Annotated in this window: 13 protein-coding genes; 4 read left to right on the forward strand and 9 right to left on the reverse strand. The window is 67.5% G+C overall.

The window, feature by feature from the left end:
* The first annotated feature begins 17 nt into the window (after positions 1–17).
* Positions 18–572 (forward strand): carboxymuconolactone decarboxylase family protein, encoded by a 555-nt coding sequence (locus AC3WOS_RS17605; protein ID WP_492717320.1) that lies wholly within the window; start codon positions 18–20, stop codon positions 570–572.
* A gap of 70 nt (positions 573–642) precedes the next feature.
* On the opposite strand, the gene AC3WOS_RS17610 is transcribed toward AC3WOS_RS17605, so the two are convergent.
* The 3 genes from AC3WOS_RS17610 to yjgA form a co-directional block, all read right to left on the reverse strand.
* Positions 643–1,311 carry an alpha/beta hydrolase gene (locus AC3WOS_RS17610; protein ID WP_492717333.1) on the reverse strand — a complete coding sequence of 223 codons (669 nt, stop codon included), beginning with the start codon at positions 1,309–1,311 and terminating at the stop codon, positions 643–645.
* A gap of 98 nt (positions 1,312–1,409) precedes the next feature.
* Positions 1,410–2,000, reverse strand: a complete 591-nt coding sequence (gene mog, locus AC3WOS_RS17615; RefSeq protein WP_492717334.1) for a molybdopterin adenylyltransferase — start codon at positions 1,998–2,000, stop codon at positions 1,410–1,412.
* Positions 2,001–2,091: 91 nt separating this feature from the next.
* Positions 2,092–2,694 carry a ribosome biogenesis factor YjgA gene (yjgA, locus tag AC3WOS_RS17620; protein ID WP_492717321.1) on the reverse strand — a complete coding sequence of 201 codons (603 nt, stop codon included), beginning with the start codon at positions 2,692–2,694 and terminating at the stop codon, positions 2,092–2,094.
* Positions 2,695–2,788: 94 nt separating this feature from the next.
* Here yjgA and pmbA point away from each other — a divergent pair, with 94 nt between their 5' ends.
* The 3 genes from pmbA (at position 2,789) to AC3WOS_RS17635 (ending at position 6,069) form a co-directional block, all read left to right on the forward strand.
* A complete protein-coding gene (pmbA, locus tag AC3WOS_RS17625) occupies positions 2,789–4,141 on the forward strand; it encodes a metalloprotease PmbA (RefSeq protein ID WP_492717322.1) in 1,353 nt (450 codons plus the stop codon).
* Positions 4,142–4,276: 135 nt separating this feature from the next.
* Positions 4,277–5,371: a TRAP transporter substrate-binding protein gene (locus AC3WOS_RS17630; protein ID WP_492717323.1), complete on the forward strand. Its 1,095-nt coding sequence runs from the start codon at positions 4,277–4,279 to the stop codon at positions 5,369–5,371.
* Between the two features lie 239 nt (positions 5,372–5,610).
* On the forward strand, positions 5,611–6,069 hold the full coding sequence (locus tag AC3WOS_RS17635; RefSeq protein ID WP_492717324.1) for a cache domain-containing protein: 459 nt from the start codon (positions 5,611–5,613) through the stop codon (positions 6,067–6,069).
* A gap of 4 nt (positions 6,070–6,073) precedes the next feature.
* Here AC3WOS_RS17635 and AC3WOS_RS17640 read toward each other — a convergent pair whose 3' ends face one another.
* The 6 genes from AC3WOS_RS17640 to AC3WOS_RS17665 all read right to left on the reverse strand — a co-directional run bounded on the left by AC3WOS_RS17640 (position 6,074) and on the right by AC3WOS_RS17665 (position 11,962).
* Positions 6,074–7,282 carry a hypothetical protein gene (locus AC3WOS_RS17640; protein WP_492717325.1) on the reverse strand — a complete coding sequence of 403 codons (1,209 nt, stop codon included), beginning with the start codon at positions 7,280–7,282 and terminating at the stop codon, positions 6,074–6,076.
* Between the two features lie 227 nt (positions 7,283–7,509).
* Positions 7,510–7,998, reverse strand: coding sequence for a DUF4405 domain-containing protein (locus AC3WOS_RS17645; RefSeq protein WP_492717326.1), 489 nt, complete (start codon positions 7,996–7,998; stop codon positions 7,510–7,512).
* Positions 7,999–8,001: 3 nt separating this feature from the next.
* Positions 8,002–8,832, reverse strand: coding sequence for an FAD:protein FMN transferase (locus tag AC3WOS_RS17650; protein WP_492717327.1), 831 nt, complete (start codon positions 8,830–8,832; stop codon positions 8,002–8,004).
* Entirely contained in the window at positions 8,829–9,362 is a 534-nt protein-coding gene (locus AC3WOS_RS17655; protein WP_492717328.1) for an FMN-binding protein, read from the reverse strand. The genes AC3WOS_RS17650 and AC3WOS_RS17655 overlap by 4 nt, the downstream gene beginning before the upstream one ends.
* A 2-nt stretch (positions 9,363–9,364) precedes the next feature.
* Positions 9,365–10,723 (reverse strand): hypothetical protein, encoded by a 1,359-nt coding sequence (locus AC3WOS_RS17660; protein WP_492717329.1) that lies wholly within the window; start codon positions 10,721–10,723, stop codon positions 9,365–9,367.
* A 30-nt stretch (positions 10,724–10,753) separates the two neighbouring features.
* Entirely contained in the window at positions 10,754–11,962 is a 1,209-nt protein-coding gene (locus AC3WOS_RS17665; RefSeq protein WP_492717330.1) for a cytochrome-c peroxidase, read from the reverse strand.
* Between the last annotated feature and the right edge of the window lie 167 nt (positions 11,963–12,129).

Genomic DNA, 12,129 nt, shown 5'->3' on the forward strand with positions numbered 1-12,129 from the left:
GCCAGGAGCGCATACGTATGCAGGACCGCCTTCCCCCCATCCCCTTCGCCCAGCTCAGCGCCGCCCAGCAGGTGGCGGCGCAGGCCGTGATCGACGGTCCGCGCGGTGCCCTGTACGGGCCGTTCGTGCCGCTGATACGCAGTCCGGAACTGATGGCGGCGGCCCAGCGCATGGGCGAATACCTGCGCTACCGCAGCGCCATCGGCACGCGCCTGTCGGAACTGGCCATCCTGGTCACGGCGCGCCAGTGGAGCCAGGCCGTGGAATGGGCCATCCACGAGCCCATCGCCCGCCAGAACGGCATCGCGCCGGCCATCATCGATGCCATCGCGGCGCGTCGCCGGCCCGACGGCATGGCCGACGACGAGGCGCTGGTGCACGACTTCTGCTTGGCGCTGCACCGGCAGCAGCGGGTCGACGATGCGCTGTACGGGGCGGCCCTGGCGCGCTTCGGCGAACATGGCGTGGTCGACTTGATTGGCCTGAACGGCTATTACACCTTCCTGGCGATGGTGATGAATACGGCCCGGACGGCCGCGCCGGAATCGTCCGCCACGCCCCTGCCGGAGTAGGGGGGCGCCACGCCGTTCCGCCGCAAGCTGCCCGCGGCTATCGTCCGGTTGTTTTGCTTGACCGGCAGGCTTACGCCAGCACGCGCTTGAGCCAGGCGCTGATGTGGGCCACTTCTTCCTGGCACACCGAGTGCTGCATCGGGTACTCGTGCCATTCGATGTGGTAGCCCAGCTGCTTGAGCAGGTCGCGCGACTGTTCGGCGCGTGCCACCGGCACCACCGGGTCCATGCGGCCGTGCGCCATGAAGATGGGGGTGGCCTTGCTGGCGGCCGTGTGTTCGGCGATGGTCTTGTCGGCGATCGGCACATAGCCCGACAGGCACATCATGCCGGCCAGCTTGCCGGCCTGGCGCAGGCCCGTCTGCAGCGTCATCGCGCTGCCCTGCGAGAAGCCGGCCAGGATGATGCGCTCGAGCGGGATGCCGCGCGCGGTCTCGCGCGCGATCAGCGCTTCCACCTTGGCCTGCGAGGCGCGCAGGCCGTTCTCGTCCTCGTGGCGTCCCAGGTCGGTGGCGACGATGTCGTACCAGGCGCGCATCACATAGCCGCCGTTGATGGTGACGGGCATCATCTCGGCGTTGGGGAACACGAAGCGGATGCCGGGCAGGCCGGCCAGGTCCAGTTCGCGCACCATGGGCACGAAGTCGTTGGCGTCGGCGCCCAGGCCGTGCATCCAGATGATGGCCACGCTGGGATTGGGGGCCGATTCGATGTCGATGGTTTGCAGCAGAGTGCTCATGGGATTCCTTGCAAAAGAGGGAACGGTGCGCAGCGCGCCGGCAGCCAGCGCGCCCAGTGCGGCCAGCGCCACGGTGCGGCGGCGCCGGCGCATGCGGGTCAGGTGGCGGCCGGGCGCAGCGCCGACTTGGGCCGGAACGCCTTGCATACCGCGGGATGGGTTTCCATGTAGGGACCGCCGATCAGGTCCACGCAGTACGGCACGGCGGCGAAGATGCCGCCCACGATGCTGTTGCCGTCGGCGTCCTTCAGCCCTTCCAGCGTCTCCTGGATGGCCTTGGGCTGGCCGGGCAGGTTCATGATCAGGGCCGCGTGGCCGGCCGTCTCGCGGATCACGGCCGTCTGGCGCGACAGGATGGCGGTCGGCACGAAGCGCAGGCTGATCTGGCGCATCTGCTCGCCAAAGCCCGGCATTTCCTTGCTGCCCACGGCCAGCGTGGCCTCGGGCGTGACGTCGCGCCGCGCCGGGCCGGTGCCGCCCGTGGTCAGCACCAGGTGGCAGCGGGCCTGGTCCACCAGCTCGACCAGGGTCGCCTCGATCAAGGGACGCTCGTCGGCGATCAGCCGGGTCTCGAGCCGGAACGGGGTGGCCAGCGCGCGCGTGAGCCAGTCCTGCAGGGCGGGGATGCCCTGGTCCTGGTACACGCCGCCGCTGGCGCGGTCGGACACCGACACCAGGCCGATCACCAGTTCCGCCGCGGCGGCGCCGCTATTCACGCCGGCATTCACGCCGGCATTCACGCCGGCATTCACGCCGGCATTCACGCCGTTACTCACGCCGTTACTCATCCTCGGACTCGCCGTCTTCGCCCCCGTCTTCTTCGTCAGCGGCGGGTTTGTTCTTCTTGGCCTCGATCTGCTTGAGGATCTGGAAGATCTCGCGGTAGGCCTTGGGCGGCTTGTTCTCGGCCTGTTCCTTGCGGGCGTTGCGGATCAGGGTGCGCAGGTGCTGCACGTCCAGTTCCGGATTTTCCGCCAGCAGGGTGGTCAGTGCCTTGTCGTCGGTCAGCAGCTTCTCGCGGCGCCGTTCCAGCGCGTGCATGGCGGCCGTGTCGGCCTTGGACAGCCCTTTCCAGCCGTCGATGGTCTTCTGGATCAGCGCCACTTCGGCCTCGTCCAGCGTGCGCATCTTCTTGCCCACGAACTGCAGCTGGCGGCGCCGGCCTTCGTGGTTGGTGATGGTCTGGCATTCGAGGATGGCGTCGCGCACGTCCTCGGGCATCGGCACCCGCTTGACGCGGTCGCGCGGTTCGGCGATCAGCGCCGCGCCCAGTTCCTGCAGGGCGTTCATCTGGCGCTTGAGCTCCGATTTGGATGGCCGTTCGTATTCCTGCTCGAATTCGGTGGATTGGAAGCCGCAGGCGCTCCGGTTTGGATTTACCATAATATTAACTCGAGGTTTGGCGCTAGGCCGCCCCTATAAACTGTAAACGACTGCTATGATAACTGTTTTAGCGGTCACCCGAAGAAAACAGCTCATGAACGACTCCGTTTTTACCCACAGCCAGGACCAATTGAAACAGCTTGCGCGCGACGTATTGACCTACGCGCGGGAGAAGGGCGGCACCGATTGCGCCGTCGAGATCAGCGAGGGCAGCGGCCTGTCGGTCTCGGTCCGCAAGAGCAAGATCGAGACGATCGAGCAGAATCGCGACAAGGGCATGGGCGTGACGGTGTTTATCGGCCAGAAGCGCGGCAACGCCAGCACGTCCGACTTTTCCCCGGCCGCGCTGCGCGCCACGGTGGAGGCGGCCTATAACATCGCCTGCTTCACGGCCGACGACGACTGCGCCGGCCTGGCCGACGCCGACATGCTGGAGCTGGCCCCGCGCGACCTCAAGCTGTTCTACCCCTGGAACATCTCGACCGAGCAAGCGGTGGCCCTGGCCCAGCGCGCCGAGGCAGCCGCGTTCGACGTCGATCCGCGCGTGACCAACAGCGAGGGCGCCGGCGTGCACGTACAGCAGTCGCACTTCGTGTCGGCCAATTCGCGCGGCTTCATCGGCGGCTACCCCTATTCGCGCCACACGCTGTCGGTGGCGCCCATCGCCGGCAAGGGCGCCAGGATGCAGCGCGACGACTGGTACAGCTCCGTGCGCGACCCGAGCAAGATGTCCTCGCCCGAAGCGATCGGCCGCTACGCCGCCGAACGGGCGCTGGCCCGGCTGAACGCGCGCAAGATCGACACCCGCACCTGCCCCGTGCTGTTCGAGGCGCCGCTGGCGGCCGGCCTGCTGGGCGCCTTCGTGCAGGCGACGTCGGGCGGCGCGCTGTACCGCAAGTCCACCTTCCTGCTCGATTCGCTGGGCAAGGCCGTGTTCCCGTCCCACATCCAGGTCAAGGAAGACCCGCACGTGATCGGCGCCGTCGGTTCGGCCCCGTTCGACGAGGAGGGCGTGCGCACCGTCAAGCGCGACGTGGTCAAGGATGGCGTGGTGCAGGGCTACTTCCTGTCGACCTATTCGGCCCGCAAGCTGGGCATGAAAACAACGGGTAACGCGGGCGGCTCGCACAACCTGTCGCTCACTTCGTCCAGGACGAAAAAGTCGGACGACTTCGTGGCCATGTTGAAGAAGATGGGCACCGGCCTGCTGGTGACGGAACTGATGGGCCAGGGCACCAACTACGTGACGGGCGATTATTCGCGCGGCGCCTCCGGCTACTGGGTGGAGAACGGCATCATCCAGTACCCGGTGGAGGAGATCACCATCGCCGGCAACATGAAGGACATGCTGGCCCAGATCGTGGCCGTGGGCGCGGACGTGCTGGTGCGCGGCACCAAGCAGACCGGCTCCATCCTGATCGAAAAGATGGTGGTGGCCGGCGGCTGACCGTCTCGCTATCGCCACCGCAGCACGGCCGCCTTGCGCGGCCGTCTTTATTTTCGTTGCAAGCTTTCCGGACTGCTCATACACTGTGCCGTGCATCAGCGTTATGCCATCACACACACAGAGGAGATAAACAGCATGGAACGTCGTTCCTTCCTGAAGAAAGCGGCAGCGGGCACCGGCGCCGGCGTCATCGCCGCACCGGCCCTGGCGGCCGACGCCCTGCCGACCGTCAACTGGCGCCTGGCGTCGAGCTTCCCCAAATCGCTCGACACCATCTTTGGCGCGGCCGACACGTTCACGCGCCGGGTGGCGCAGCTGACCGGCGGCAAATTCAACATCCGCAGCTTCGCGGCCGGCGAAATCGTGCCCGGCCTGCAGGTGATGGATGCGGTGCAGGCCGGCACGGTGGAAATGGGCCACAGCGCCTCCTATTACTACTTCGGCAAGGACGCCACCTTCGCCTTCGACTGCGCCGTGCCGTTCGGCCTGACCTCGCGCCAGCACACGGCCTGGTTCGACCAGGGCGGCGGACGCGACCTGACGCGCGAATTCTTCCGCGGCTATGGCATCATGAACTTCCTGGGCGGCAACTCCGGCACCCAGATGGGCGGCTGGTTCCGCAAGGAAGTCAAGACCGTGGCCGACCTGAAGGGCACCAAGATGCGCATCGGCGGCTTTGCCGGCAAGGTGATGGAGCGGCTGGGCCTGGTACCGCAGCAGCTGGCCGGCGGCGACATCTACCCGGCGCTGGAAAAGGGCACCATCGACGCGGCCGAATGGGTCGGCCCTTACGACGACGAAAAGCTGGGCTTCTACAAGGTGGCGCCGTTCTACTACGCGCCAGGCTGGTGGGAGGCGGGCGCCAATTTCTCGTTCTACGTCGGCATCAAGGAATGGGAAAAGTTGCCCAAGGAATACCAGGCCGCGCTGGAAGTGGCGACCTACGAAGCGCACGTGGTGATGCAGGCCGAGTACGACGCCAAGAACCCGGTGGCGCTGGCGCGCCTGCTGAAGAACGGCGTCAAGCTGCGCAACTTCCCGAAAGACACGATGGATGCCTGCTACAAGGCGGCCAACGATGTGATGAACGAAGAAGCGGCCAAGAACGCCAAGTTCAAGAAGATCTACGAACCGTGGAAGCGTTTCCGCCAGGACCAGAACCAGTGGGCCTCGGTGGCCGAGGCGACCATGCAGAACTACCTGATCAGCGCCGGCCGCGGCGGCCGCTAAGTCCCGCCCGCCAGTCCGAACCCGCCGCCCGGCGGGTTTTTTTCGCCCGCTCACGAAAAAATGGGGACGTACCCCTTTTTTTGGGAAATGGGGTACGTCCCCATTTATTTTTCGGGGACGCTACGTGTAGTCCCTTATTGAACTGCAACTTGTGGCGGGGGGATACTGGCGGATACGCCGGTTGATCAATCTTGTTGTTTTGATCATTTGGCGGCTAACCATCAACGGGGGAGATCAACATGGGTAAATTCATATCGGCATTTCTGATCAGCGCGCTGTGTCTGGCCGGTAATTGCTTTGCGGAAGAGCACGGGACGGCGGAACAGGCCGTGCAAATGGTGCACAAGGTGATCGCCGCCATCAAGGCCAACGGCCGCGACAAGACCCTCGCGGAAATCAATACCCTCAGCCAGACCTACCGCGACCGCGACCTGTACGTGACCATCATGGACTTGAAAGGCGTGGAACTGGCCCATGGCTCGAACAAGCGCATGCAGGGCGTCAACCTGATCGATATCAAGGACCAGGACGGCAAGCCGTATATCCGCGAGCGGCTGGAGATCGCCAAGACCAAGGGCAAGGGCTGGCAGGATTACAAGTTCGTCAATCCCGTGTCCAAGACCATCGAGCCAAAGTCCATGTATTTCGAAAAATACGAGGACATGATCGTCAGCTGCGGCATCTACAAGGACAATTAAGCGCCTATTTTGCGCAGCGGGCGCTGGCCGGCTGGCCGCACACGATCAGCCGGTCCACGTCCGGGTTGTACAAGTAGTCCAGGTGGGCCTGGTCGGGCCGCTCCAGCAGCCCCAGCCAGGTGGCGCCGTTCGACACGAGGATGTTGTACACGGCCACCCCGGCGCCGTCGTAGCGCTTGGGCGGCAGGGTGTAGGACAGCAGGTCGTTCGGATCGTTGAAGCCGACCAGCACCAGCTGCGGCGCGGCCGTCAGCGCCACGCCTGTGCGGCGCAGGGCCAGCAGCTGTTGCAGGCTGTCGCCCGGCGCCGGCGACAGCGCCGATGCCGATGCCGATGCCGGCGCCGGCCCATGCGCCGCTGCCGCGAGTATTTCCTCCGCCGCCGCCAACGGCTGGTCCGCCATCGTCAGCAGGGGGATCTGGTTGGCTGCCATCACCAGGTAGCGCAGGCTGGCCACCGCCTGCCGCGCCAGCCGCGCCGCCGGCGCGGCGGCGTCTTCGCGCGCCATCCGCAGCAGGGTGTCGAACAGCAGCTTGCTGCCCATGCTGTGGGCGATCACCACCAGCGGCGCCGGCGCTGCCGCCGTCTTCTCCCGTTCCGTTTCCCGCGCCGCCAGTACTTGCAGGATGGCCGCGCGCATGGCCAGCTGCATCTGCTCGCGCGCCGCTCCTTCGTAGATGATGGCGTCGGGCAGGCAGTCGTCCACCAGCAGGTCCTTGCCCCGCGCGTTCAGGCGCGCGCGCGTGAGGCCCACCGTGGGCTGGCCCTGGCACTGGGCGGACGCTTCGCTGCGGTCGTAGCACAGCTGGTTCTTGATGCGCTGGGTCAGGGGCGACCAGATCAAGGCATCCACGCGCAGCTCGCCGTATGACGTGGCGAGCGTGGCGGGGACGATCTGCACCTGGCCGTCCGGGGCCGGCGCCGGGCCCGGCCCCGGAGTCGGTGCCGGTGCCGGGGCGCCCATGGCTTGGCCCAGCTGCGCTACCACGCGCGGCGCCCAGCTGGCGTCATGGGTGCAGATGCCGTGTACCAGCAGCACGTCCACCGTCTTGCCCTGGGCGTCGGCCAGCAGGTCGGCCAGGCCGGGGAAGCGGGTGTCCGCGTCCATGACGACGGGCGGATGGTAGGGCGTGCTGCAGGCGGTCAGCAGCAGTATGGCCAGCGTGGCCAGCGCGCGCGCCGGGCGGGGCGGAAATGGGGTGGGTAGCTTCATGGCGGATCTCCGGAATGGCGTGCACGCACGCGCTGGAGTCCAGTGTATTTTTCCTGCGGAGGCCGGCTTTGCGGCGCCGCAGGGGGCGTGCCGGTGCCGGATGCAAGAACCGGCTCCAAGGCGGGAGCCGGTCCTGGTGCCCATGCCTTTTGCGACCAGGCTCGACAGAGGGTGCCAGTTAGGGACGGCTAGCGGGCGCTGATCGGCGGCGGCGGTGCCGCTCGCCGCTAGTGGTGGCGGTGCGGGTTGCTGCGCCGCCCCAGCACGATGTGCAGCAGGAACAGCGCGCCCGTGGCCAGCCCCACCACCCAGTGCAGGGCGGACCAGGTGGAACGGTCGCTTTCGCCGGCCAGGTAGTACAGGCCGAAGCCGGTGGCGATCAGGAACAGCATGGTGCCTATCATGCCCCAGCCCGTGGCCAGGTTACGGCCGGCCTTGAGGGCGCGCCGGATATGGGCGTTCATCAGGCTGCCGAGGAAGAACAGGGTCAGCATGACGGCGCCGCCGTGCAGCTTCATCGACCACGGTTCGAGCGGATGCACCGTCTCGCCGAACTGGCCGGCCTGGCGCAGCCAGTAGCGCGCCACCAGCCAGGCGGCGCCGCTGGCCAGCAGCAGGGCCAGGCTGACATAGACGCAGCGCCGGTGCCAGCGTTCCAGTTTGAGATTGATGTGGAGGCGGGCCGCGGCCCGTTGCAGTGGGGTCTGAGTGTGCATCGGCTAGATTATAAGGGCTGTGGCGCCCATGGCGCGCAATGCGGGGTGTTCGCGCTCGCCGCTGGCCAGCACCACCTTGGTCAGGGCGTCGGCCACGGCGCAGCTGGCGGCGCGCACCGAGACGCTGGCGCCGTCCGTGACGGGCGTGCCGTCGCGGCCGTCCACCAGGGCGCTGATCTGGCGCCCCGCATGGCGCCGGGCCGTGAAGTAGTTGGCCGAGGTGGCCAGCGCTTGGTCGGTGATCGTCACGCTGGCGCCCACCTGTCCCGGTGCGCGCGGATCGCGGATGGCCACCGGCCATGCTGCCGCGCCGATCGCGCGCAGGTCGCCACCGGCGTTGACGCAGGCACTGTGCACGCCGGCCTGGCGCAGCGCGGCCACGGCCAGGTCCACGGCATAACCCTTGGCGATGCCGCCCAGGTCGACCCAGCCCGGCGCCGCCTTGCGCACCGTGTGGTTGGCGCCGCAGCGCAGCACCGTCACGCCGGGACGGTAGGCCGGCAGGTGCGGCTGGGGTGCCGGCAGGCAGTCCCAGTCCACCAGGCGCGGCGCGCAGGCGATGTTGAAGATGCCGTCCGACTGGTCGGCCACCTGCTGCGCCAGCTGCAGCACTTGCCAGGTGTGGGGATGGACGGTGACGGTTTCGCTGGCCCAGGCCAGGTTGAGGCGGGCCACGTCACTGGCGCCGTCGTGAAAGCTCATCAGGCGGTGCACCAGCGCCACCTCGGCGAACGCCTGCGTGATGGCGTGCTGCACGGCGTCCGGCGCCAGGCCGGTGTCGGCCACGGCGATTTCCACCAGGGTGCCCAGCCAGGGCTGGGCGCGCCGTATCATTTTTTCAGCACCACCTGGACGATGGCGGCGATGCGCCGCACGCCGTCCGTCAGGTGGGTGCACGAGAGCGTGGCGCCGCTGATGTTGGCGATGCCGTCGCCGATGGCCAGGCCGCCGGTCGCCGTCTTGCCCACGAACTGGCGGCGCCAGGCGGGCGTGCGGATTTCGCCGCCGTGGCTTTCGCGGTAGGCCAGGATCTCCACCTGGCGGATGGTGGCGTCCGGATTGAGGCCGACGGCGTACGAGATCAGCTCGAACTTGCCGATCACGTCGTCCAGCACCAGGTAGCCCAAGAGCGCGTCGCCCTTGTAGGCGCCGAACACGCGCCAGTTGACGGAGCGGGCCGGCAGGCCGGCCAGCTTTTCCACCTGCTGCATCTGGGGCAGGGTGAGCGCCACGTTCTGCTCGCGGAAACCGGTGGCGTCGGCGAACATCAGCTTTTGCGCCTGCTCCAGGTTCAGGTACTGGGTGGCGCAGGCCGGCGCACAGGCGGCGCCTGCCGCCAGCGGGATCAGGGCCAGGTAGCGCATGATCAGTACGAGAAGCCCACGCCCAGGTTCAGGCGGTCGCGCGTCTTGTCTTCGCGGAATTTCTGGTAGTCCGCCTTCAGCACCACGCCTTCGCCCACTTTCAGGTTGGCGCCCACGGTGGCGACCTTTTCGTCGGTGCCGGTGGCCACGTCCAGGCCTTGCGGCAGGGCGGCGTAGGTCTTGGCCGTGTTAAACTGCTCATAGCGCACGAAGGGGCTCAGCACGTAGTCGTCCGACTTGAGCAGCTGGTAGGCCGCCTGCGCGTACCAGCCGGCGAAGCTGCTCGGCACCGGGGTCGGGTTGCCGACCAGGGTGGCGTTGAGCGCCTCGGTGTTGCTGATCTGGCCGCGCGCGTACAGGGCCGACAGGTCCCAGTGGCCCGGCGTGTAGCGGGTGTGCAGGTCGTAGACGGTGATGCGGGCATCCTGGCCGGCGAAACCGGCCGCCTTGTGGCCGGCCTTGCCGGTGAACACGGAGCCGCCCACCAGCAGGCCCGGTACGCCGCGCCAGTTCAGGGCCGCGTGCACGCTCAGGTCGCGCGACTTGGCTTGCTGGCCTTCCTGGTGGATGGCGCCCAGCGGCGATTCACGCCCTTCTTCCGAGGTGGCGTCCCACTTGCCCAGGTCGAAGCCGGTGGTGATGCCGGTGTCCCAGGTCAGGCCGGCGGCCGTGTCGCCCGACAGGCCCACGCCCACTTCGCGCCAGGTGGAGGGGATGATGGCCGTTTCGACGAAGTTGCGCTCGACGCCGTAGTAGGCGGTCGGTTCGTGGTTGGTGTTGAGCAGGCCGGACGGGATCAGGAACAGGCCGGCCTTGCCGCGCAGGCCGTTGGAGAATTCGCGTTCCACGTACAGCTGTTCGACTTCGCTCTCGCCCTGGTCGTCGGCCGAGACGACGCCGTGTTCCCATTCGAACTCGGAGACCATCTTGGTCTTCTCGTCGAAGCGGTGGGTGATGCCGATCACGGCGCGGCGCACGTCGGCCTGGGCGGCGCTGGCGTCCTTGGTGGGACGGTTGTAATTGATTTCGCCGTAGCCGGTGACGATGGTGGCCGGCGCGCTGGCGCGCAGTTCGGCGGCGGCCGGCATGGCCGCGGCGCTGGCGGCTGCTGCTGCTGCGGCCGGGGCCGGCGCGGCGGCCATGGCTTGCTGGCGCTGCTCGACGGCGTCCGTCTTCTTGACGCTGGCGCGCAGTTCAGCTTTCAGCTGTTCCAGTTCGGCCGCCATCTTCTCGATGCGCTGCAACAGTTCGGCCTCGCCGGCCGTGGCGGCCAGCGGTGCGCCCAGGAAGGCCGCTGCCAGGGCGGCGGCGATCACGCGCTTGTTGCTCATCTTGCTCATCTTGTTCATCGTTTTGCTCATCGTGTTTTCTCTCGTCTGCAGGTCGTAAGGTTAGTTTTTGTAGCCGTCGGTCAGGGTGCCGAGGAACTGCACCAGGTCGTCGATTTCGGCCGGCGTCAGCGCCGGGGCCATGCCGGGCTGGCGGTTATAGGGCACTTCCGTCACGTTGACGTTGGCGCGGTATTGGGGCGGCAGGTCGTTGAACTTCTGCACCGTGCCGTCGGCGCCCAGCGGGTACCACAGCTCGGGATTGGTGTCGCGCGTGACGTAGAAGCGCACTACCTCGGTCAGGTTGCTGAAGGCGCCGTTGTGGAAGAACACCTTGCGGGTGGCCACGTTGCGCAGCGTGGGCACCTTGAAGGCGCCGCACAGGTCGGCGCGCTCGGCCAGGTCGGTGCGGTCCGGGCCGCACAGGCCCAGGTCGAAGTAGGCCGGATCGGCGGTGGCGGCCAGGCGCGGGTTGCGCGGCACGCCGAGGTTGTCGAACGTGAAATCAGTGAACAGGGGCGCCGCGCCGTCCGCGCCGCGGGCGCTTACGTGGCAGGCCGCGCAATTACCCTTGGTGGGATTGTTGAACAGGGCCAGCCCGCGCAGTTCGGCGTCGGCCAGCTTCACTTTACCGGCCAGGAACAGGTCGTACTTCGAGTCGTAGGGGTGGAACGACGGCGCTTCCAGCTGGAACTGCTGCAGCGCGAATGTCATGCGGCTGAAGGCTTGCTCGGGGTTGTCGAGGATGGTGTCGCCGAACTGCTGGCGGAACCGGGCCGCGTAGGGCGCCTGCTTCAGGCGGGCGATCACGTCCTCGATGCTGGCGTTGGCCATTTCGTGTGGCGCCAGGAAGGGGCGCTGGCCCTGTTCGGCCAGCGACTGGGCGCGGCCGTCGCGGTCGAAGCCGCCCGTCGGCGTGCCGTCCTTGGCGAAGGCGAAGGCGGGCGTGCGGTCCAGGTAGCGCAGCGAGGGGGCGGCGCGGAAGCCGGGCGTGGTGCCGTCCGGGCCACCCAGTTCGGCCGCCAGGGTGCTGGTGGGGCCGTGCGCATTATCCGGGTTGTGGCAGCTGGCGCAGGACTGGCGGCCGGAGGCGGACAGCGACTGGTCCTTGAAGATCAGTTCGCCCAGCTGGGCCGGCTGGCTCAGGCTGGCTGCGATCACGGCGGCGGTGCTGCTGGCGCCGGAGGAGGAAGAGCCGCCGCAGGCGCTCAGGGCCAGCAGCAGGGCGGCGCCCGCCAGGCGGGTCAAGGTCGCAGGAAATGTGGTTTTCATTACAACGTTATGATAATGGTTTAACTGCAAATGAGAATGATTATAATTTGCGCTTGAGATGATGGCAATACGCCAGTTGGTCTGGTGTGATTTGACGCAGGTTGGCGCTGGGGCGCGGCGGCACGGCTTGGCGCGTGCGCAGAAAAGGGCCGCAGGCGGGATGTGGC

The organism is Rugamonas sp. FW305-51 (genome assembly GCF_058786935.1).

Excerpts from the sequence above, each read along its gene's own strand:
- AC3WOS_RS17605 (WP_492717320.1), top strand. The coding sequence starts at position 18 with ATGCAGGACCGCCTTCCCCCCATCCCCTTCGCCCAGCTCAGCGCCGCC.
- AC3WOS_RS17610 (WP_492717333.1), bottom strand. The coding sequence starts at position 1,311 with ATGAGCACTCTGCTGCAAACCATCGACATCGAATCGGCCCCCAATCCC.
- yjgA (WP_492717321.1), bottom strand. The coding sequence starts at position 2,694 with ATGGTAAATCCAAACCGGAGCGCCTGCGGCTTCCAATCCACCGAATTC.
- pmbA (WP_492717322.1), top strand. The coding sequence starts at position 2,789 with ATGAACGACTCCGTTTTTACCCACAGCCAGGACCAATTGAAACAGCTT.
- AC3WOS_RS17630 (WP_492717323.1), top strand. The coding sequence starts at position 4,277 with ATGGAACGTCGTTCCTTCCTGAAGAAAGCGGCAGCGGGCACCGGCGCC.
- AC3WOS_RS17635 (WP_492717324.1), top strand. The coding sequence starts at position 5,611 with ATGGGTAAATTCATATCGGCATTTCTGATCAGCGCGCTGTGTCTGGCC.
- AC3WOS_RS17640 (WP_492717325.1), bottom strand. The coding sequence starts at position 7,282 with ATGAAGCTACCCACCCCATTTCCGCCCCGCCCGGCGCGCGCGCTGGCC.
- AC3WOS_RS17645 (WP_492717326.1), bottom strand. The coding sequence starts at position 7,998 with ATGCACACTCAGACCCCACTGCAACGGGCCGCGGCCCGCCTCCACATC.
- AC3WOS_RS17650 (WP_492717327.1), bottom strand. The coding sequence starts at position 8,832 with ATGATACGGCGCGCCCAGCCCTGGCTGGGCACCCTGGTGGAAATCGCC.
- AC3WOS_RS17655 (WP_492717328.1), bottom strand. The coding sequence starts at position 9,362 with ATGCGCTACCTGGCCCTGATCCCGCTGGCGGCAGGCGCCGCCTGTGCG.
- AC3WOS_RS17660 (WP_492717329.1), bottom strand. The coding sequence starts at position 10,723 with ATGAGCAAAACGATGAACAAGATGAGCAAGATGAGCAACAAGCGCGTG.
- AC3WOS_RS17665 (WP_492717330.1), bottom strand. The coding sequence starts at position 11,962 with ATGAAAACCACATTTCCTGCGACCTTGACCCGCCTGGCGGGCGCCGCC.